13 protein-coding genes and 3 tRNA genes are annotated in these 20,798 nt (G+C 55.3%); 8 read left to right on the top strand and 8 right to left on the bottom strand.

Going from position 1 to position 20,798, the window contains the following annotated elements; genetic code table 11:
- Positions 1–114 precede the first annotated feature (114 nt).
- Together HMJ29_RS15700 and HMJ29_RS15705 are read right to left on the bottom strand one after the other, a co-directional pair.
- The gene (locus HMJ29_RS15700) at positions 115–1,107 is read right to left on the bottom strand and encodes a tetratricopeptide repeat protein (protein WP_171592376.1); all 993 of its coding nucleotides are present in this window, start codon (positions 1,105–1,107) and stop codon (positions 115–117) included.
- The gene (locus HMJ29_RS15705; protein ID WP_171592377.1) at positions 1,104–2,081 is read right to left on the bottom strand and encodes a VWA domain-containing protein; all 978 of its coding nucleotides are present in this window, start codon (positions 2,079–2,081) and stop codon (positions 1,104–1,106) included. Before HMJ29_RS15705 ends, HMJ29_RS15700 begins: the two co-directional genes overlap by 4 nt.
- A 192-nt stretch (positions 2,082–2,273) precedes the next feature.
- Between HMJ29_RS15705 and HMJ29_RS15710 the strand changes: the two genes are divergently transcribed.
- The 8 genes from HMJ29_RS15710 (at position 2,274) to ppk1 (ending at position 12,734) form a co-directional block, all read left to right on the top strand.
- A tRNA-Ser gene (locus HMJ29_RS15710) sits at positions 2,274–2,361 on the top strand.
- A 73-nt stretch (positions 2,362–2,434) separates the two neighbouring features.
- Positions 2,435–2,508: transfer RNA gene (locus HMJ29_RS15715), tRNA-Pro, on the top strand.
- Positions 2,509–2,557: 49 nt separating this feature from the next.
- Positions 2,558–2,631 (top strand) — tRNA-Arg (locus HMJ29_RS15720).
- A 380-nt stretch (positions 2,632–3,011) separates the two neighbouring features.
- Positions 3,012–5,153 carry a sensor histidine kinase gene (locus HMJ29_RS20370; RefSeq protein ID WP_216634066.1) on the top strand — a complete coding sequence of 714 codons (2,142 nt, stop codon included), beginning with the start codon at positions 3,012–3,014 and terminating at the stop codon, positions 5,151–5,153.
- A gap of 932 nt (positions 5,154–6,085) precedes the next feature.
- Positions 6,086–7,336, top strand: a complete 1,251-nt coding sequence (locus HMJ29_RS15730) for an acyltransferase family protein (RefSeq protein ID WP_171592378.1) — start codon at positions 6,086–6,088, stop codon at positions 7,334–7,336.
- A gap of 637 nt (positions 7,337–7,973) precedes the next feature.
- The gene (gene gyrB / locus HMJ29_RS15735; protein ID WP_171592379.1) at positions 7,974–9,962 is read left to right on the top strand and encodes a DNA topoisomerase (ATP-hydrolyzing) subunit B; all 1,989 of its coding nucleotides are present in this window, start codon (positions 7,974–7,976) and stop codon (positions 9,960–9,962) included.
- Positions 9,963–10,015: 53 nt separating this feature from the next.
- The gene (locus HMJ29_RS15740; protein WP_171592380.1) at positions 10,016–10,399 is read left to right on the top strand and encodes a RidA family protein; all 384 of its coding nucleotides are present in this window, start codon (positions 10,016–10,018) and stop codon (positions 10,397–10,399) included.
- A 52-nt stretch (positions 10,400–10,451) separates the two neighbouring features.
- The gene (gene ppk1 / locus HMJ29_RS15745) at positions 10,452–12,734 is read left to right on the top strand and encodes a polyphosphate kinase 1 (RefSeq protein ID WP_171592381.1); all 2,283 of its coding nucleotides are present in this window, start codon (positions 10,452–10,454) and stop codon (positions 12,732–12,734) included.
- Positions 12,735–12,807: 73 nt separating this feature from the next.
- Here ppk1 and HMJ29_RS15750 read toward each other — a convergent pair whose 3' ends face one another.
- From HMJ29_RS15750 to HMJ29_RS15775, 6 genes are all read right to left on the bottom strand, one after another.
- Positions 12,808–13,803 (bottom strand): Ppx/GppA phosphatase family protein, encoded by a 996-nt coding sequence (locus HMJ29_RS15750; protein ID WP_171592382.1) that lies wholly within the window; start codon positions 13,801–13,803, stop codon positions 12,808–12,810.
- A gap of 274 nt (positions 13,804–14,077) precedes the next feature.
- Positions 14,078–14,548 (bottom strand): DUF305 domain-containing protein, encoded by a 471-nt coding sequence (locus HMJ29_RS15755; RefSeq protein WP_171592383.1) that lies wholly within the window; start codon positions 14,546–14,548, stop codon positions 14,078–14,080.
- 81 nt (positions 14,549–14,629) lie between these two features.
- The gene (locus tag HMJ29_RS15760; RefSeq protein WP_171592384.1) at positions 14,630–18,355 is read right to left on the bottom strand and encodes a BamA/TamA family outer membrane protein; all 3,726 of its coding nucleotides are present in this window, start codon (positions 18,353–18,355) and stop codon (positions 14,630–14,632) included.
- Between the two features lie 90 nt (positions 18,356–18,445).
- Positions 18,446–18,994, bottom strand: coding sequence for a metal-dependent hydrolase (locus tag HMJ29_RS15765; RefSeq protein WP_171592385.1), 549 nt, complete (start codon positions 18,992–18,994; stop codon positions 18,446–18,448).
- Positions 18,995–19,028: 34 nt separating this feature from the next.
- Positions 19,029–19,721 (bottom strand): SIR2 family NAD-dependent protein deacylase, encoded by a 693-nt coding sequence (locus HMJ29_RS15770; RefSeq protein WP_171592386.1) that lies wholly within the window; start codon positions 19,719–19,721, stop codon positions 19,029–19,031.
- Between the two features lie 123 nt (positions 19,722–19,844).
- Complete coding sequence (locus tag HMJ29_RS15775) at positions 19,845–20,732, bottom strand: DUF4846 domain-containing protein (RefSeq protein ID WP_171592387.1); 888 nt, start codon at positions 20,730–20,732, stop codon at positions 19,845–19,847.
- Positions 20,733–20,798 lie beyond the last annotated feature (66 nt).

Consider the following 20,798-nt stretch of genomic DNA (forward strand, 5'->3'; position numbering starts at 1 on the left):
GCAGCCCGTTGAATACTACACGTAAAATCACTTCCCGGTTTTGCAGGGCCTGCTTGCCGAGGCCTAAGAGCTTGCCTGTACCCGGAGTTTCAGCAGTTAGCTGTAAGTTGCTACCTACCAGCCGGGTTTGGTTTTATCGGTAGGGCGCGTGCTCTTACGTGGTAGTTGCTGCAGGTATTGCTGCTCTGCGGCGTGCATAGCCTCGAGCAGCTGACGGGCCTGGCCGGAGCTTAAATTCATTTGCTGCAGCCGCGCCCGTTGCGTTTGGAGCTGGGCTTCATCCAGTGCCGCCTGCTCAGTACCACCCCGGGAGCTGGTGCCTCCTGGCGCTTCGGGTCCTGTAGCTTCGTCGCTAAGCCCCCGCACTGAGCCCGGTTGGTTGCCGCGCGCCACTTCTCGCTGCTCGCCGCGGCCAGGCATAAAGCCGTTGGGGGCAGAATTACCCGCATTGCTGGAGGGTTGGTCAGAGGCTGGCTTGCCCTGAGCATTGGGCTGTGATTGAGGCGCAGTGCGTGGGTCTTGTGGCCTTGTAGGGTCATTGAGTTGCCCCTGCTGGTCAGCGCCGGGCTTAGGGCGAGGCCGCTGCTCTGGGTTCTGCGGGTCAGGCGTACGGTGCTCGTTTACATCGGGGCTGCCATCGGAGCCGGGAGGTGGTATCTGTGGATCATTGGCCCGCCGGGCGAGATAGTCCCGCAATACCTCGTAATTAAATCGCGCATCCGCGTTTCGAGGGTTAGCAACCAAAGACTGCCGTAATAAGGCTATGGCATGGGCATAGTCACTTTTTTGAGTGGCCAAATTAGCCAGCTGTTGCAAGGCTACACTCCGGATAGCGGGAGTGGAGCTAGTAAGCAAATGCCCATAGTAGCCGCGCGCTTCGGCACTACGCCCCATGCGGGCGGTAGCGTGGGCCAAATTGAGCCACACCTTATCATCTTGGCTGCCCAAACGTATAGCTGCTTCTTTGTAGGCCTGTGCTGCGAGGCGGTACTCTTGCCGGGCGTAGGCCTGTTCCCCCCGAGCAATGGCAGCGTTGCGGTCATGAATGCGCGAGAGGCCGCCCCAAGAACTTAGCAGTAGTATGCTACTTAGCAACAGGGTTCTCATGGGCGAATCACTTTTACAGTTACTAAAATGTCCAGTACCATCAATAGCAAAGCTACTACCAATGGGTAACGGTAGCGGTTGTCAGCCACTGATACCGTCCGGACCTGTTCAGCCTGACCTTCTACGCGGTTGAGGGCATTTACCAGTAAGGGAAACTCATTGCGCCGATCAGTAAGTTCGAAATATTGTCCGCCGGTTTGCTCCGCCAGGCGGCGCAGGGGAGTAGGAGCTAGCCTGCTGATGGCTTCCCGGCCCCGGGCATCGCGCACGTAGCGTCCGCCCGATTGTGGAATGCGGCTGCCTTCCGTGGTGCCTACTCCCATAGTAAACACGCGGGCGCCAGAGCGAGCCAGCACCCGCACTGTAGGCTCCAGATTGCCACCAAAGTCTTCCCCGTCTGTTACCAACACGATGGCCGTAGCACGGGGGAGATTTCCCGCCGCCGGAGCACTACTGCCTAGTCTGGTCAACACCAACTCCAGCGGCGGCACTAGATCTGTGCTGCCAGCCGGGACCAGAGAAGTTTGCAGGGTGCTCAGAAAAAGCTGCAGAGCCGCTTGGTCGTACGTCAAAGGGCACTGCACAAAAGCCTCTCCGGCGAAAATGATAAGCCCTAACCGGTCGGCCTGAAACCGATTAACCAAATTGGCTAGCTCAGCTTTCGTCTTTTGCAGGCGGGTTGGCGACACGTCTGGGGCATCCATGGAGCGGGAAAGGTCCACGAGCAGCCACACATCTTTACCCGCGGTACGCACGGGCTTTTGCGTTAAACCGTAGGCTGGCCCTAGCAAAGCAACCAGTAGCAAGCTAAAATACAGCAGGCGCAGCACTAGCTTCCAGCTCAGCGGCCACCCTCTTTGGCCTAGCGGGGCACCCAAGCGGCGTGTGCGCAAGCCGTAGCCGATGTAAAAAAATAAAAAAATTACCGCGGCTAGTACCTCCGGCCACCCCAGTGTGTAGGCCCAGTTTAGCATTGCGGTAAGTGGTTACGAATCATAGATAAAGCGAGAAAACTGCCCTCGTCAACCCGACAAATATACGGGCCTGCGCCCAAGGTGGGCCAGCAGCTGCGGAGGTGCCAAGGAAGATATTTTTTCTGAAAAGGGTTTGTTTTTCCATTCTAGGTGTATATTTGCACACCTTTTAGACGGAAAGGGTTTCCCACTGGAGAGGTGGGTGAGTGGCTTAAACCAGTAGTTTGCTAAACTGCCGTAGCTCTAAAGGTTACCGGGGGTTCGAATCCCCCCCTCTCCACTTTGCATGTTGAATTTTGATTGGTGAATCCTGTGTTCATTCTATATCATCTTTCAGAATTCAACATTTTTTTCGGGGTGTAGCGTAGCCCGGTATCGCGCCTGCTTTGGGAGCAGGAGGCCGCAGGTTCGAATCCTGCCACCCCGACACACTGATAGCCGTCAGCCCACCACTGGGCGGGCGGCTATTTGTTTTTGACCCCGTAGCTCAGCTGGATAGAGCATCTGCCTTCTAAGCAGACGGTCATTGGTTCGAATCCAATCGGGGCCACTCTCAGAATCAACCACTTAGCAAGAGCGCTGAGTGGTTTTTTTGTGTCCGGTGCCCACGATGGTGCCTACAATGCCTTTCCTTTGCCGTCTGTGAAAGATGAGAATCAGGTTTTCCTGAGTCGGCGGGAAACCCTTGGAAAGCGCCGATTGCTTGGCCTAGTCGGAACAGGGAAGGACGCTCAAGGTTGTAGAGCCCAGCCAGTTTGTGGGTCAAGTACTGCCGCGTCTCCTTCTCCCGCCAAAATTAGGCGGGCTGCGCTTGGCGTGAAAGAGGTAGAAATTTCCTGGAAACAGGACCGCGCAAATTGTTAGCTTGCTCACCTCCCTTCCGGTCAACTACGGGACGTCGCTTGCGGCGTGCTCCTGCCTTCTGCTGCTATGCCCTACTTTCTACTGCTCGCGGCCCTGTGGTTGCTGGTTCACCCCGTGGCGGCGGCCCCGCTGCACCCCGACACCGCCGCGCCCCGCCTCACGCGCACGGGTTTGCCGCTCGGTAACGCCTGGCGTTACCATGTCGGCGACAACCCGGCATGGGCCCGGCCTGACTTCGACGCCAGCGCCTGGGATACCCTCAACCCGACCCGGCCGGGGCGCGAACTGCCGCCGGCCACCCGGGCGGGCGTGTACTGGCTGCGGCGGCGCTTTCAGCTCAGCGACAGCCTGCGCCAGCAAACCCTGGTGCTGCGGTGCTACCGCCAGGGCGCGGTCGACATCTACCTCAACGGCCGCTTGCTCACCGACAGCACCCAACGCGCCCGCTCCCGAGGTTTTTTCTTCGTGCCCGGCCTGCTGGAAGTGCCCCGCAATGGGCCCGCCGAGCAAGTGCTGGCCGTACGCTTCGAGCCCCGGCGGCTGCCCCTGCTGCTGGGGACCGACCGGCTGCCGCCCTTATCGTTGCGGTTGATGTCGCTGCCGGAGCGGGAGCAGCAGGAAAAGTTGTACGCGCAGCTCGATACCAGCTACTGGGTGGTGGCGACGGTGTTCTTGCTGCTGGCGCTGCTGCACTACACGTTTTACCTCTACAACCCCGGCCAGCCGGCCAACCGCGATTTTGCCCGCTACGCCCTATGCTCTTGTCTGGGCCTTTTGTGCGTAAACTTTCAAGCCCAAAGCAACGGGGAGCTGCCCTCGTGGAAGTGGGGCCTCGCCGTGTCGGTGGTTCAGTTTTCGCTGATATTTCTCGGGCACCTGTGCAATGTGCGGGCCGTGTACCGCTTGTTCGGCTTTCGGCCTGGCCGCGTTTTCGCGGGTTTGGTCGTGAGCGGGGCGCTGCTGCTGCTGGCCCAGGAGCTGACCCTGATTTCGCCGTGGTACCTACTGCCCTACCTGCTGTTTGCAGTCCTGGTGCTGGCCGAAGAGCTGCGCCTAACCGTCCAGGCGCTGCGGCAGCGGCGGCGGGGGGCGCGCGTTATCGCTGGGGGCTACGCCGGGGGGCTGCTCGTCGTCTTGCTCTGCCTGGGCTTGCAAACGCTGGACGTGCGCTTGCCTGTGCTGGCTAATAACCTGCTGCTGCTGTTTGGCGTCCTGCTGCCCGGGCTGGGCATCTCCCTCTTTCTGGCCCGCGAGTTTGCCCTCGACGCGCAGGAGCTGCAAGTGCAGCTGGCTGAAGTGCAGCGCCTCTCGGCTCAGACCCTGGCCCAGGCCGAGGAAAAGCAGACCCTGCTGGCGCGCCAGAACGAAACGCTGGAAACCCAAGTCGCGCAGCGCACCGGCGAGCTGCAACGCTCCCTCACGGACCTGCGTGCCACCCAGGCCCAACTAATTCAGAAAGAGAAAATGGCGAGCCTGGGCGAGCTCACCGCGGGCATCGCCCACGAGATTCAGAACCCGCTCAATTTTGTCAACAACTTCTCCGAGGTATCCGCTGAGCTGGTAGCTGAACTCCAGGAAGCGCAAGCGGGAGGCGACAGCGAAGAGGTTAGCGCCCTGGCCGAGGATTTGGCGCAGAATCTGGGCAAAATTCAGCACCACGGCCGGCGGGCGTCCGGTATTGTGCGGGGCATGTTGGAACATTCGCGCGCCAGCACCGGCGAGCGGGCCCCAACGGACCTGAACGCGTTGGCCGATGAGTACCTGCGCCTGGCCTACCAGGGCCTGCGGGCCAAGGACAAGAGCTTCAACGCCGCCCTGCACACGGACTTCGCCCCTGGGCTGCCGCTGGTCGAGGCTGTGGCCGGCGACGTGGGGCGGGTGCTGCTCAACCTGTTCAACAACGCCTTCTACGCCGTGCAGCAGCGCCAGCAAGCGGGGGAGGCCGGTTTCGCGCCCACCGTTCGGGTGTCGACGCAGCGGGTGAACGGGCGCCTGGCCATCCGGGTGCAGGACAATGGCACGGGCATGAGCCCAGAGGTGCAGCAAAAGATCTTCCAGCCCTTCTTCACGACCAAGCCCACAGGGGAGGGCACCGGCCTGGGCTTGTCCTTGAGCCACGACATCATCACCCAGGGCCATGGCGGTACTCTCGCCGTCGAGAGCCAAGCAGGGCGAGGCTCCACGTTCACGATTTCTTTTCCCTATTAGCCCCAGAAGAACCCGCCCGGCGCTAGACAGACCGGACGGGTTGCTATGGATACGCGATTGATCAGCTCAGATTCTGGGCTTATACTCCGGAAGCTAACTGCGCGATACTTGGAACCTGTTACCTTAAGGTAGGTCTGTTGCCAGAAGTGAAGCCGCAACCACATTAACTCGCTTACCACAGAATAGAAGTAGTATAAGATATGGGAGTAATGAAAAATGTACCGGCAGTTGCCGTGCTTCTCCTGACTACTGGAGTAGTGCTACTCAATGCAGTTAGTGACGTACAAGCTAGGCAAGACGCTATTGCGTTACAGGATGCCATTGGCTTAGACAAAGCTCTGTGGAGGAGCAATTCACTCGGCTATAATGGATTTAGAACCAAAACGGTTGAACGATTTTCGAGCAGTTTAAGCCTTTGTCAAAACCATTCCAAAAATCGGTGAAGTATTGGCCAATCATATACGCCAAAGCGGTGATAAGGCTGAAGTATATAGACATCATGTAGAGTGCGAGAGAGTATCTTACGCTGGAAAAATAGCTGTGAATTTCTCATGATCTATTACTGAGATGGTAAAGTTGCCTCTACCATATGGGCTGTATTTTAATAGCGCCATGTAAATAAAAATTACGCTATATCTGTTAATCAGTTGGCACTCGGATGTGCACTACTATGAATGGTTATAGCTAGTATAGGTAACTATTAGTAGTGTTTTACTATTCTGTGAGCCAGTTCATTATGGGATAGGGTACCGCTATCAGCAACAGCAATATCATGGTAATATGCAGTCCTTGCAATACGCCAAATTGGATTGATTATTCAGGCTGTAATAAGTCTAATATAAATATATGACTCCCTATGACGGCTATTTTTTACTCATTACCGGTGTAAGTATGCTATATATGCCTTTTATAACATCATTATTACTGACTAAATGGTGCTCAATAGCAAGGAGAGAGCTTCAATCAATTACAATTTAGAAGCTTTGCGAGGCCTCGCTGCCAGCATGGTTGTTTGGCATCATGTTATCGTTCACCCGCAGCAATTAGATCCCGTCTATATTCCAACGGGAGTAGCTGCTTTTAATGCCCCCGGACACTTTGCTGTATTAATCTTCTTCCTACTCTCAGGGTTTGTGATTGGTAAGAGTCAGCCTGAACCTTTGCAACGTACTGGGGTCGCTACGTATTTGCGGAAGCGGTTTGTACGTCTCTATCCCATCTATTTACTAGCCATATTGGCTGGGGTTGTGGCAGCAGGGTTTCGGGTGCCTCTGATTACAATTGGGCAGCACATGCTGTTTTTACAGGGGTGGGGCGCTCCTGTTATATTCGAAAACAATCCTCTCTGGAGCCTGCAGCATGAAGTGCTTTTTTACCTAGCATTTATACCGCTCTCCATCTACAGCGCACGCCCGTGGGTTGTCGCCCTTGTTTCAGCAGCACTCAGCTTATTTCTGCTTATACTCAACCCTGATGGAGCAGGAGCAGCTGTAGCGCAATACCTAATTGGCTTTGCTTTCTGGGCCACGGGGTGGACACTGTCTACGCTAACATGTACGGAAGTGCCTGCGCCATCTCCCCGCTTGTTAAGCGCATTCCTACTGATGCTCGGCATTGAGTACCTAAATCCATTAACTACTGTCGCAAGCAGAATAGTACTCTGGTTACAAGTGCATCAAATAACTGATACCACTAACTGGATGACCTTTCTTATCAGGGCAATTGATTACGCTTCCTTACCCTATGCGGCTCTGATTGTTGTAGTTGCGGCCAGCCGCCTCAGTCCTGGGTTGCGAGTGGCTTCGCTTTTACTTCAAATTCTGCCTCTAGTTGGCGTTATCAACACTATTCGGTATTGGGCTGATCCGGGAGTCCATAGTTCTTTACTGCCCTGCCTGTTTTATTTAGTCAGTTTAGTGTTTTACTTTTTGCCCGATCGAGTACTCCCAGCGTTTTCCCGCACTACGGTACAGTGCTTGGCCTTCTTGGGCGCCTTTTCTTACGGGCTGTATGTGATTCACTTCCCGATCTTAGTTGCCTTTCACAACATACCTTTCTTTGCTGGAACTCCCGCGTCATTTATCGTGCGTGCAACTCTATATATACCTCTAGCCTTCGCTGTTGGCTACTGGCTTGACAAACGCTTTCAACCTTGGGTTAAGAACAAAATTGAAGCATTGTAGCACGCTTAAGAAATTGCTCGATGTTAGAATAGTAAAAGTCCTGACCACAGCAAATAGTCAGGACTTTTCAATTACCATCACGTAACAAGGAAACGTAGGACGTTATAAAAGACTTAATCCGGGGGTAAAGCTTCTTGCAGTATGCAAGCGTTTCTCGCTTTTTGTACGGTTGTGAACTGTAATCTGTAGTAATATTCTGTATGCTTAGCCCTTCTTTCTGTCGGTTGAATACTCAAACCCCAGTTAGTGGGTTTGATGTGTAGCAGCTAACCGCTTCCGTTGGCTAGCGCAGTATACATACTACGGCATGCCAGCTTGCAATATGATTACCGGCACTTTATACTTATTTATTGATACTAGTGACTCAGCTATCAACATTGGCTACACAGTTGAAACTACTACTTCAGCGTAGTTCAGCACAGTGGCCTAGTAATATGCAATTAACGTAGTCTCACACCTAGGTCAAATAGGCGGTAGAAACCTTATAGGTGAACTTATACTACCTAACATTTCGGGCACTTTGTGGGCTTGGCCTTTGTTGAAACAAGAATGCCCGAAACCGGGCAAACGGTGGCAAAAACCGGATATTTCCGGTATATTTGCCTACTTAGACTGTCAGCGCTGAACCTCCCGAAATATGAGCGAAACGAAAGAGAAAAAAGCCCCCGCCGAGTATTCCGCGAATAGCATTCAAGTACTCGAAGGGCTTGAAGCCGTGCGCAAGCGTCCATCCATGTACATTGGGGACACCGGCATCAAGGGCCTGCACCACCTAGTGTGGGAGGTAGTTGATAATTCCATCGACGAAGCCCTCGCCGGCCACTGCGACACGATTCACGTTACCATCAACGAGAATAACTCTATTACTGTCCGGGATAACGGCCGCGGTATTCCCGTTGATTTCCACCAGAAAGAAGGCCGCTCGGCCCTGGAAGTGGTAATGACGGTGCTGCACGCCGGTGGCAAGTTCGATAAGGACAGCTACAAAGTATCTGGTGGCCTACACGGTGTGGGCGTGAGCTGCGTTAACGCACTCAGCCAGGACCTGAAAGTAACAGTGCGCCGCAACGGCAAAGTATACCAGCAGGAGTACAAAATTGGTGCTCCACAATACCCTGTAAAGGAAATTGGCGAAACGGAAGAGCACGGTACCCAGGTAGAGTTTCTGCCTGATGATACCATCTTCTCAGAGTCGGTTTACAAATACGCTACCATCGCTTCGCGTTTGCGCGAACTGTCCTACCTGAACAAAGGCATTCGCATTACCCTCACCGACCGTCGGGAGAAGGGCGAGAACGGCGCTGAGTTCCTGGGCGAAGAGTTTTTCTCCGAGGGTGGCCTAGCCGAGTTTGTGCAGTACCTCGATGGCTCAGAGCGCCATGCGCTTATGCCTACGCCCATCCACGTGGTGAGCGAGAAAGGCAACACCCCGGTAGAGGTAGCTCTGCAGTACAACGATTCGTACCAGGAGAATATCTTCAGTTACGTTAATAACATCAACACCCACGAAGGTGGCACGCACGTGGCGGGCTTCCGCTCGGCGCTTACCCGTACCCTGAAGGCCTACGCCGACAAGTCAGGCAAGCTGGAGAAGGCCAAGGTGGAAATTTCGGGTGAAGACTTCCGCGAGGGGCTTACGGCCGTTATTTCGGTGAAAGTAGCCGAGCCTCAGTTTGAAGGTCAGACTAAAACCAAGCTGGGCAACAACGAGGTAAGCGGCGCCGTGAATACGGCTGTAGGTGAAATTTTGGCGCAGTACCTGGAGGAAAACCCCAAGGAGGCTGGTATCATCGTGGAGAAAGTAATTCTGGCTGCCAAAGCCCGGATTGCCGCTCGCAAAGCCCGCGAAATGGTGCAGCGCAAAACGGTGCTGGGCTCAACCTCGCTGCCGGGTAAGCTAGCCGACTGCTCTGAGTCAGACCCTGAAATCTGCGAGCTGTACCTGGTCGAAGGTGACTCGGCCGGCGGTACTGCTAAGCAGGGCCGGAACCGGGCGTTTCAGGCAATTCTGCCGCTCCGCGGTAAGATCCTGAACGTGGAGAAAGCTCAGGAGCACCGTATCCTGGAGAACGAAGAAATTCGGAACATGATTACGGCGTTGGGCGTGACCTTCGGCGTGAATGCTGATCCGGAGAAAGGGATCGAAGCCGACGCAAAAGCCCTGAACACGGCTAAGCTGCGCTACCACAAGATCATCATCATGACCGACGCCGACATCGACGGCTCGCACATCCGGACCTTGATCCTGACCTTCTTCTTCCGCTACATGCGGGAGCTGGTTGACAACGGCTATATCTACATTGCCCTGCCGCCGCTCTACCTCGTGAAGCGTGGTAAAGAGGAGCGCTACTGCTGGACCGAAGCTGAGCGCCAGCAGGCGCAGGAAGATATGGGCCGCGGCAAGCCAGAGACGGTGAACGTGCAGCGCTACAAAGGGTTGGGCGAGATGAACGCTGAGCAGCTTTGGAGCACTACTATGCAGCCCGCTACTCGTTCTCTGAAGCAAGTAACGGTAGAGTCGGCAGCCGAAGCTGACCACCTGTTCTCCATGCTAATGGGCGATGAAGTTGCCCCCCGACGCGACTTCATCGAGAAAAACGCTAAATACGCGAAACTCGACGTGTAAGCACGAAAAGGCCCGCTGCAAAGCGGGCCTTTTTTATTTCCTTGGGCCGCATCATGCTGCGACAACTAATTTCTTCCGGGGCCCCCTGGGAACCCATAGTGGGTTACTCTCGGGCTGTGCGTGTTGGCAATGTGGTAGAGGTGGCGGGCACCACTGCTCAGGACGGAGATACCATTACGGGGGATGATGCGTACACGCAGGCCAAGCGTGTACTGGAGAAAATAGGCTTGGCTCTGCAGGAAGCCGGGGCCGACTTCGAACACGTGGTCCGGACCCGAATTTACCTGACCGATATTGCCAGCTGGGAGGCGGTAGGAAAAGCTCACGGAGAAGTATTCCACTCCATTCGGCCAACCTCCACCATGCTGGCAGTGAAAGCCTTAATTGATCCGCGCTTGTTGGTGGAGATAGAAGCCACCGCTATTATTCCAGAATAGATTTACTACTGAGGCCATTTGCTCGTATTTTGTTTGGCCTTTCCTTCGCTCTATGAAACTCTTCAAGTCTGCCGACCTTATTCGCAAAAGCAAGTACATCAGCCGCGACCTGAGCTGGCTGCGGTTTAATTACCGCGTGCTAGACCAGGCCAAGGACGCTGGCCGGTCGTTGTTTGACCGGTTGCGGTTCATGGCCATTACCTCTTCGAACCTCGACGAATTCTTCATGATTCGGGTGGGCTCGTTATATAATTATCTCGATTACGGTAAGGAGCGCGTAGATTACTCAGGCCTACGTGAGTTGCCCTTCCGCCGGAAGCTGCTGGACTTCGCGCACCGTTTCGTGAACGATCAGTCAATGACTTACTTGAACGAGTTGAAGCCCTTGTTTGAGAAGAACGGCTTTAATGTGCTCAAGATGTCGGAGCTGACGGAGCTGGAGCTGAAGAAGGCTGATGGCTACTTCAAGAATACCATCTTCCCGCTGCTCACGCCCATGGTCTACGACTCATATCATGGCTTCCCGCTGATGATGAACTCTATGCTCATCTTTGGGGTGGTGACGCGCTCAGGTGGAGGTGATGCCGAGGCGGAGAAAGGGCAGGAGCGCCTCACCTTTGTGCAGATTCCCCAGAACTTATCCAGGTTTTTTGAGCTAACGCGTAAGGATAAGGTCATCTTTGTGCCGATTGAGGAAATCGTGCGCGCCAACTTGCCTAAGCTTTTCCGCAACGTTGAAATAGTATCAGCTGATCTGTTCCGAATTACCCGAAACGGGGACTTTACGCTGGAAGAGTCCGATGATATCGATGTTGACTTTATCAAGGAAATTCAGCTGGGGCTAAAAACCCGCAAGAAGGGCCGCGTGGTGCGCCTGGAAGTGGAGCCCAATTCCTCAGCGGCCCTAACGGGGGTGCTGAAGGAGCGCTGGAACATTGATAACGGCAACGTTTTCGTTATCAACTCCCTCATCGATTTGAAGGGGCTATTGCAGATTCTGAAGCACCCGAACTTCCGCGGCAAGGGAGCTAAGATGCCTGCGCCGGTGCTACCCCTGAGCTTACCGGAAGGGGTGGAGGAAAACATGTTTGAGTACCTCAAAACGCATGATGTACTCCTGCACCACCCCTACAACAGCATTGAGCCCGTGGTGGCCCTGCTGGAGAAAGCCGCCGAAGACCCCCACGTGCTGGGGATTAAGCAGACTATCTATCGGCTGGCCGACGATTCCCGCGTGACGGCGGCCCTGCTGAAGGCTGCCGAGAATGGCAAACACGTCTCGGTGCTGTTTGAGGTAAAAGCGCGTTTTGATGAGGAGCGCAACATCCGGGAAGGTGCCCGACTGGAAAAGGCGGGCTGCTTCGTGATTTATGGGGTGAGCAAATACAAGACGCACACCAAAATGCTCATGATCATCCGGAAGGAAGGCGAGAAGGTAACGCGTTACGTGCATATCGGGTCGGGAAACTACAATGAGCAAACCTCCCGCATCTACACCGATGTGAGCCTGCTTACCACTAATGATGTGTATGGCCACGACGTGTCGGAGTTCTTCAACGTAATCACGGGTCACTCACAACCCGATGATTACGAGTACCTGATAACGGCGCCAAAGGATATGCGCCAGCAACTTATCTCACTGATTAGGGAAGAAGTACGCAACGCCAAGAAGGGGCTCCCCAGCGGCATTGTGATGAAGATGAACTCCCTGGAAGACCGGGAGATGATGGATGAGTTTTACCGCGCCTCTAAGGCAGGGGTGCCCATTCGCTTCATTGTGCGCGGCATCTGCTGCCTGCGGCCCGGTAGGCCCGGTCTGAGTGAGAACATTGAAGTGCGCAGCATTGTGGGCGACTTCCTGGAGCACTCCCGCATGTTCTACTTCCACCAGGCCGGCGACCCAAAGGTGTACGCTGGCTCCGCCGACCTGATGGTGCGCTCCTTTGACCGGCGCATTGAGGCCTTGTTCCTGATTGTGAACCCGCAGCTAAAGCGCGAGGCTATCAATATCCTGTACTTCAACCTCAAAGACAATCAGAATACTTACCTCATGCGCGAGGACGGGGCTTACATCCGGCGCCAGCCCACCGAAGATGAGCCCGTGTTCAACGTGCACAAGGAGTTCTACCAACGCAACTTTGGGATGGTAGCCGAAACGGCGCTCTACGACGAATACTTGTGCCGGGCAGAGGTATCCGCAATCCGGGGTACCGGCGATGGGCAGGAATCGGTGCCAGCAGATGACCGCCCCAATGCCCCCGACCCCGCCGACACCGAGCCGGAGCAACCCGTGCCAGTTGATTTAGGTGGCGAAGAGCTGCCCCTGGGCGCCTAGGCCAGTCAGAGCAATAGAGCTAAAAAAGTCCTCCCAGTTATGGGAGGACTTTTTTAGCTCTAGGCGACTAAGGCTACTCTATTTCGGTGGGCCGAGCCTGGACGGTGGGATGGGGAAAGCCCGGTGTATGGTCATTCTTGGGCCGGAAGTCCTCGAAATGGTCTTCAAACAGCGTTTGTAGCATACCATCCTTTAGGCCTATATCTGGAACAATCATTTGGCTGATGTTGGCCCACTCCATAGCCGAGAGATAAATCTGGCCGGCAGGTACAATCACATCAGCACGGTCGGGGTTAAGGAGAGCTACGTTCACGCGCTCATCCATGGTCATGCTGGTGAGCTGCTCCAGAATGGTAGCTATGCGCCGCCGCGTGACGGGTTTATCTACCGAGGGCTGGGCCATGCTGTAGAGCTTATTAATGTTGCCACCGGTACCAATGGCCCTCGACACGTGGTAGCGGCGGCCATTTTCCTTCACCCAGTCTTCCATGCGCTGCCAGGTTTCGTTCTGAGCCTCAGTGCTGGCCAGGCCAGATTCTGCCTGCTGCATGCGCCGGATAGAGCCAACCTCAAATGACTGCGAGGCTACTTTGCGCCGGTTATGGTAAATGTTGAACTCGGTGCTACCGCCGCCCACATCAATGTGGAGATAGTGCTTGTTGTCTTCGAGGAGATGCTCAATTACGCGGTTGATGTACGCGGCCTCGGCCTGGCCATCAATTACCTGCACCGTCATGCCCAGCTCCTGCTGAATACGCTCGGCTACCTCTTGGCCGTTGCGGGCAGTGCGCATGGCAGAGGTAGCACACACCAAATAGTGGTTGGGAGCTACGTCGTGCACCTCCATGAGGAGGCGCAGGGCGTGCAGGAACTTGATAAACTTCTGTTGCTTTTTCTCTGAAATCTCGCCGGTGGCAAACACATCTTCGCCAAGCCGAAGAGGGTAGCGTACATATTCCACACGCTTGAGGCGATACCGGTCGCCGTAGTGTAGCACCGCCGAAATCTGGCAGCGCACGGCATTCGACCCAATATCAATGGCAGCTAATTTCAGAAGCGGATATTCCATCGGCAGAAGGGATGAGGAAGAAGATGGATCAAATATAGCCTTTACAAGTGGGTACCGCAGTTTGTAAACACCTGGCTGAAAGCAGTACGCCTTACTCTAAATAAGAGTAAGGCGTGCCAACCAGAACGAAATCAGGAAGTTGAGAGAGGTAGCATGATGTATACCCGGAGGTAGACATGTGTGGGACGATTATGCTGGCTGCGGCCAGAATAATTCTAGCTTCCCACCCTGCAATACCTCTACTGCAGAATAAAGGCTTAACCTAAGAAGCTAGCTACCGGGCTGTGCGCGCTTGCTTCATGCGGGCCAGAATTTGTTGCATCTGCTTTATTTCACGCTCCTGGGCCGCGATGATGCTATCAGCCAACTGGCGCACCTCAGGATCCTTAATATCGGCGCGCCTGCTGACCATGATGGCAATAGAGTGATGCGGAATCATGGCCTTCATCCAGAGCTGATCATTTACGAGTGTTTGCGAGCGTACCATGATGGTAACCAGTACAAACACCACCAGGCTACCGCCTATAATGAGGGCATTGCGCTGTTTGTTAGGGTACATTTTCCACATGAAGCCCAGCATGATCAGCGTCATGGGTACCAGCATCAGGAGGGCCATATACACTCGGGTAAGACTAAAGTACACATGGTCCCACTCGTACACATTGAGGTACATGACTGCGTACATGGCCACCAGCGAGGTGCCCAACATCAAGAAAAAGCGGGAATAGGCGTTTTTGTGCTCCATATAAGCTGAAGAAGAGAAACGTGGGTGGCGGCAACCTGCCAACGCCGTGCTACCACTGCGCCGGCAAGCTTACTCGCTCAATCAATTATCAATGCGGAAGCCGAGGCCAAATTGGATGAGGCCATTCTCCGGCGACTTCTGGTACGAGACCGACAAAGCAAACTGGTCAGAAACGGGGGCTATGTAAAAACCGGCACCGTAGCCATCGTGCCAGCCTCCCGGCGACGAGCCATTGAAGTAAACCCGCCCGCGGTCGTAGAAACCAAATACGCCGTACGAGAAGGGGAGGAAGGAGGTAGAAACGTGGCCTAGTGCCAGCCGCAACTCAGAGTTAAAGTAAAGGCTGGCGTCGCCGGTGAAGCGGTTGCGGTAGTAACCCCGCAAGCCTTCGCGTAGGCCTATGCTGGTGAATTTGTAGAAGGGTATTTCGCGGTCGTTGCCGTAGTTTTTGGCCCCGCCACCCTTTAGCACCAGTGTTACCGGAATGCCTAAACGGGCAGTTCCATAGTATGCTGCGAAGCCCTGGGTAAGGCCAAAGTTCCCTTTGCCGCGGTTGAGCTGGTGGTAGCTGTCATGCTGCACCAGCAGGCGCACCCCTCGCCGGGCAAACGACTGCCGGTCACGCAGGTCCAGATCTAGCAGAGCATTCAGGCCAATGAGCCGCTGGAAGTTGGTGTTGGGGGTAATGATTTCCGGGTTGCCGCCACCGCTTTCTAACTGGCCCAGGTAGCTGTTGTTGCTGTAGTTAGAGGTGTAGTGCTCATAAGTAGGCCCAATGCGGAACACGCTACGCTGCAGAAAAACGCGCTCAGTGAAGGCCCCCAGCGTGAAGCCTTTGTAGCGGGCCCGGTAAAAGTTGTCGTTGTAGAGGTCCTGGTCTTTGATGGTGTTATTGCCCAGACCAAAGAAGTTGTAGTAAGAGAAAAAATTACCGTACTCAGTGCGGGCGCCAATATCCCATTTGCCAAAGGCGTGGCGGTAGCGGGAGGCTAATGAAGTTTGGAAGTTGCCGTTGCTAGAGCCCCGTATATCAAAGGAGTACAGCGTTTTAAAGCCGGGTTTCCGAAAGCCCTGGTGCACCAGATCTACGCCAGCTCCCACGCCAACACCATCGTTGCGGTTGTAGATAAGGGTAGCACGCGGCTTGTAGCTATCGTACTCAAACTGCTCGCGGTCGTAGAGATTGATGTTGGGGCGGGAGGAGAAATGGTTGTCCGTTTCGGGACCTGCTTTCAGCTCAGTGTTTGGCACATCATATACCTTGGTGAGTGTGCGTAGGCCACTCACGCGGGAGTCATCAGACATCTGGTCTTTGCCCTCGCCACCAATTATGCGCAGGAGCACGCTTTTCTTCGCAGAGCCCGTGACCGAGAATACATCCTTGCCATCTAGGCCATAGAGGCTCACCTCATCGGTTTCTTTCGGGGAGAAAGTGCGGTCGAAGAGCGGCTGGCCATTGGGGCCATCGCCCTCTTTGGCTTTGTCATACATGCGCACGCGCATGTTGCCATCGGGCAGGCGGTCTACCTGGAACACCTCGGCTTTATTAGAACCTACTACATCTACTCGCTTCGCAAGCAGCAGGTAGTACTCATCTAGTGCCTGTGGTAGCTCCTGAATGCGGGCTTTTAGCTTGCGGTTTAGCTCATTACCCGAGAGGGGCATCATTTCCGGCGGGAGTTGAGCTGTAGCCTCATCGATAGCGGCGGGCGTAATCTGCGCCTGCAGGTAACGGGCAATTTCCTGCCACTGCTCGCGGTTGAGCGACTGCAGCAGGAACCGGTCGAGGTGACGGGCGGGCCAGTTCAGGCTTTTCATGTCATGGAACTCCGCCTGAAAGTCTTCGATACTAGGCACAGCCCATTCGCGGTTAGCCAGGTATGTGAGCTTGCCGTTCCAGAGGGTAAACGCTTGGTCCCGGTCGCGGGGGATGGGTTTAAAAACAGTCTTTTTGCCGTCTTTGTAGCCGGCCCACTTCCAGTTGTCTTCGTGCTTGCCGAAGTCGGCTACCAGCATATCAAACGCCCGGGCCCGGCCTAATGCCATGGCGTCGATGCGGTTGTCGTTGTCTTTGTACAGTTGGCGGAAGAAGCTGAAGGAGCGGCGCACATCATCGGCGCCGCCAAAGCCGGGGAGGTTGGGCTTGGGGTCTGCGGGCCGGTCTTCCAGCGTGCCCAACAGGCCAGCATACTCCTCGCGATAGGGGCCTAGCTGGTTGTTATCGGGCAGCACGAACAGCCGGGGCCGGGCGTGCAAAATGTCCGTTTTATCAAGCATGGAGCTGATAACCAGCGCCGAATAAGGGTGAGCCGTGGGGGTTATGTCGCGCAGCACATCAGCTGCAAACGAGTTGCGTAGTTCCGGCGGCAGAATGCGCGTTACATCTTTGTCTACTGACCGAAATACGTACTCGGAGGAGTCGGCGGCAATAAGTTTGAGCGAGGTAGTCTGGCGTCCGCCGCCACGGCCAAAGGGGCGTAGGCCACCCTTCTCAGTGTTCAAGTTAAGGGTGCGTACTTGCACCGGCTGAGTCCAGGAAGTACGGTATAAGTTGCCAAGCCAAAAGCGCGACGAGCCCGTGCCCCGATACTGAGGGCCAGGCGCTAAGGTTTGCGTGGCTTGAAAGAGAGCATCGGGTTTGATTTCTGCTACGCCCTTGGGAGCAGTAGGGCACTCCGGAATAAAGCTATTTACTGGTATGTTGGGTAGGCGCGGCTCCTGGCACGCCGACTGGAAGAGTGTAGCGGTGTAGGCCTCTTTAGCAGCGGAACCAGTGCCATCGAAGGTGTAAAACACCGTCTTAACCGTGCCATCACTGTAATAGTCAAGCCGCGTGAAGCCTTCCTCTGACTCGTTGAATTGAGAGTCTCGGTTGGTGGCCACGTGCTGCTTTTCTGCGAAGGAACCCGACACTACGTGGTAGTTATCGTCTTTGCGAGTGAGCTGCAGGCTGAAGTCGTGCGAGGCGGCGTACACAGCACCGGGGTTCTCGCGCAGCGTATTCAGCATTTCCTTCTGAAACTCCTGATAAGCAGGGTTAGCTAGGTCGCGCGGGGAACCCACATTTTGGCGGTAAGCGGCATATACAGTGCCGGCCACTGGGGGCAGCAAGTGCCGACTAAGGGGCATATGGCCGCCGTACACGCCATTACTAAGCACCGGCTGGTGGCCTACCAGCAGCACATTACGGCCCTTGGTTTCATCCAGCACATCTTGTAACTGCTCCCGGAATTCCTCCTTAGTCATGGTCTTGCAGTCCGTGTCAGGCGCTTCGGGACGGCTGTAGGGGTGCGTCCACCAGGGGGAGTTAATGGCCACCAGGCGTACGGTGGGAGCTACGTCTACTACTTCGGGGCCAGGGCAGCCACCAGTGGGCACAAAGGCATTTTGGCCAGGCAACTTGTCCTCAATGTACTTCTCTAAGCGCCGGACGCGCTTCAGACCATCGGGCCCGGAGTTAGCCCAATCTTTATCACCGGGAACGAAATACAGCTTTCCGTTTGGCAAGCCCTGCACTAAGGCAATTAAGGCATCGGCCCGAGCCGTTTGGCTGGCTTGCGTGGTATCTTTCTTGCTGCCCAGACCTTCGTTGCCAACAACGTCGCCGAGGTGAACCACGGTAAAGGTGCCCTGCTGCTGCTCCAGGGTGCGGCGCAAGGCTTGCAAATGCCCGGTGGGCAGCTCTGCTGTGGCTGTGTTGCCAAGCAGGAATACAGTATGAGTCGGTGGCGCCGACTGCGAAAATGCTGAGAAAGTGGCTGCCAAACCAAGGCTGGTCAGGAGCACACGGGTATAGCGTAGAGGCATAGAAAGAATGTATGAGAGCCTGTTCTACGCAGAATAAGTCTCAACGATTTAACCAGGTTTTAATTTCTGGTCGAATAAGTGAAACCAGCCTCAACTCTTGGCCCGTCTGTGCCTCTCAACCCACTGCATTAGGAGCACGGCAGCACAGGGCAGCGCAACCCATTTTACCTCACTTCGTAGCACTCGGCCGGCCCATTCTCCGGCAAAATTCTTTACCCCAATTGGAGAAACGGCAATTGGCCGAAAGTTCAAAAAGTATCGTTCCGTGTCGAAGGGGCTGAAAAAGGCTACTCCCAGGCCACCCGTCGTCATGGCATCGAGTATGCCGTGCGAGGCCGTAGCCATAGATAGGAGCAGCCACAGCCGGCCGGCCGGGTAGGAGGCGTCGTTTCGGGCGCGCAGAGCTGCCAGGCTAGTCAGGCAAGTAGCCACAACTAGTGCCGCAAGTACAGAATGGGTGAGGCCGCGGTGACCCCACAGGCTGCCATACGCTACGTGCCATTTAAAGCCGAGTACATCGGCATCGGGCAGAAAGGCACAAGCTGCAGCTACCAGCCACCACCGCCAATAACGCTGCTCCGGCAGTAAGAGCTTGCCCAGAGTTGTGCCAACTACTGTATGTCCGAATATGGAAGCCATGCCGCAAATATGGGTATTGCTGGATATCGTATGCCTAGGAGTTAGTTAATAGCTCCCGAGCCACGCGGGGGACACCCGTTGTTGCCGGCTCTAGCACAAAATGCAGGTTAGGCCTAGGCGAGACCGGGGGCTGGTGCGGGTCAATGATATACACTGGGCAGTTTGCGCTAGTGTAATGCACTAAACCCGCCGCTGGGTATACCTGCAGCGAAGTGCCCACTACTAAGAACACATCGGCAGTGGCTACCTCCTCAATAGCGCGCTCCATCAGGGGTACCTGCTCACCAAACCACACTATGTTGGGCCGCAGTTGGTGACCTTTCTCACACATGTCGCCTAGGTGCAGCGAGTCGGAAGTGAGGGAGTACACCAGGTCCTCGTGTTGAGTGCTGCGTGACTCCATCAGCTTACCATGCAGGTGAATCACGTTGGTGCTGCCGGCGCGCTCGTGCAGGTCATCAACGTTTTGGGTTACTATCACCACTTCGTAGGCCTGTTCCAGGTCAACTAATGCCTGGTGGCCGGCGTTAGGCTGGGCCTGCCGGGCAGCTTTACGCCGCTGATTGTAAAAGTCTAGTACTAGCTCAGGGTTGCGGGCCCAGCCTTCGGGTGAGGCTACATCTTCTACGCGGTGGCCCTCCCAAAGCCCATCGGAACCCCTAAAGGTTGCTAGGCCACTCTCGGCGCTTATGCCCGCCCCCGTGAGTACAACTAGTTTCTTTTTCATAGCCTTGGTTGCTGGTGAATGCAGTAGAGACGAGGCTTTGATGCCTCGCGTTGCGAGGTGAGCGGTTGTGTAAACTTCGCTGCCAAAGGAAAACCGACCCTCTAACTGGCCTAGAAAGGTGGCCTACTCAAACCGTTTCAGCTCATCTCGCCGAAATGTCCACTCCGGGGTAAACACCTGTTCTCGGCTGGGGTCTAAGCTAAACCACGCGCCGGAGCTTGCCTGGGGCCCCGCTTTTAACACGTGAACCTGCTGGGCGGGCATGTAACTCTGCGCCAGCAACGCTTTGCGCCGCCCTGTGCCCGCCTGCACGGCTACATCCAGTACCAGCACCGCATGCCCCGGCGACCCACCCCTGATCAGAACATCACCGGGTAGTACCTGGCTTAGGGGTACCGCCATCAGCTCCCGGCTCAGGGAAAGCGTGCCGGCGTAGGTGAAAATCTGATCCAGGTAGCGCCTAAAAACTGGGTGAGTAGGGGCCTCCATGGGCTTTGTAGCCGGTTCTACATCGTCGCCTACTACCCGGAAGGTACGCCCACTGTACCAATCCTGAAACCGGATATCGTGCCCGCTGGTGAGGTGGAAATGCACTTGGTCGGCATCTTGGCTGAACTGGTATTCTCCCCGCAACCGAATAACTGCGTCGGCGCACTGTTGCAAATCACGGGTACCCGTGTCGAGGTTTAGCACCGCCGCATGCACATCCTGGCGGTGTTTGAGCTGCCCAGTATACAAGTGTACAGGTGTGCCCGCCGGTAGTAGTGGCAAATGCCGTAGCCACCCTCCAAAGCTGCCCGGCGCCACTTGCACCCGCTCATAGCCGGCTGGAGCAGGAAAGCGGGCCACTAGGCTTTGTTTTGCATCGTACTTGCCCTGTGGCAGCCATCGGTACTGGCCTACGCTGCTTTCTGGCGGCACCTCCAGATTGCTGCTTGGTATATCAAGTGTAACAGCGGTAAAAGCGCAGTATACGCCTAATAGGCCTACAAAAGCAAACACTGAATTCATGGATAAAGGATAATTACTTCACTCTGCAACGATAGTCTATAGTTACTATATCAGCAACAAGAAAAG

The sequence above is a fragment of the Hymenobacter taeanensis genome, from assembly GCF_013137895.1.
GTDB lineage: Bacteria > Bacteroidota > Bacteroidia > Cytophagales > Hymenobacteraceae > Hymenobacter > Hymenobacter taeanensis.

Excerpts from the sequence above, each read along its gene's own strand:
- HMJ29_RS15730 (WP_171592378.1), top strand. The coding sequence starts at position 6,086 with ATGGTGCTCAATAGCAAGGAGAGAGCTTCAATCAATTACAATTTAGAA.
- HMJ29_RS15755 (WP_171592383.1), bottom strand. The coding sequence starts at position 14,548 with ATGGAGCACAAAAACGCCTATTCCCGCTTTTTCTTGATGTTGGGCACC.
- HMJ29_RS20370 (WP_216634066.1), top strand. The coding sequence starts at position 3,012 with ATGCCCTACTTTCTACTGCTCGCGGCCCTGTGGTTGCTGGTTCACCCC.
- HMJ29_RS15765 (WP_171592385.1), bottom strand. The coding sequence starts at position 18,994 with ATGGCTTCCATATTCGGACATACAGTAGTTGGCACAACTCTGGGCAAG.
- HMJ29_RS15770 (WP_171592386.1), bottom strand. The coding sequence starts at position 19,721 with ATGAAAAAGAAACTAGTTGTACTCACGGGGGCGGGCATAAGCGCCGAG.
- HMJ29_RS15775 (WP_171592387.1), bottom strand. The coding sequence starts at position 20,732 with ATGAATTCAGTGTTTGCTTTTGTAGGCCTATTAGGCGTATACTGCGCT.
- HMJ29_RS15750 (WP_171592382.1), bottom strand. The coding sequence starts at position 13,803 with ATGGAATATCCGCTTCTGAAATTAGCTGCCATTGATATTGGGTCGAAT.
- HMJ29_RS15740 (WP_171592380.1), top strand. The coding sequence starts at position 10,016 with ATGCTGCGACAACTAATTTCTTCCGGGGCCCCCTGGGAACCCATAGTG.
- gyrB (WP_171592379.1), top strand. The coding sequence starts at position 7,974 with ATGAGCGAAACGAAAGAGAAAAAAGCCCCCGCCGAGTATTCCGCGAAT.
- ppk1 (WP_171592381.1), top strand. The coding sequence starts at position 10,452 with ATGAAACTCTTCAAGTCTGCCGACCTTATTCGCAAAAGCAAGTACATC.
- HMJ29_RS15760 (WP_171592384.1), bottom strand. The coding sequence starts at position 18,355 with ATGCCTCTACGCTATACCCGTGTGCTCCTGACCAGCCTTGGTTTGGCA.
- HMJ29_RS15705 (WP_171592377.1), bottom strand. The coding sequence starts at position 2,081 with ATGCTAAACTGGGCCTACACACTGGGGTGGCCGGAGGTACTAGCCGCG.
- HMJ29_RS15700 (WP_171592376.1), bottom strand. The coding sequence starts at position 1,107 with ATGAGAACCCTGTTGCTAAGTAGCATACTACTGCTAAGTTCTTGGGGC.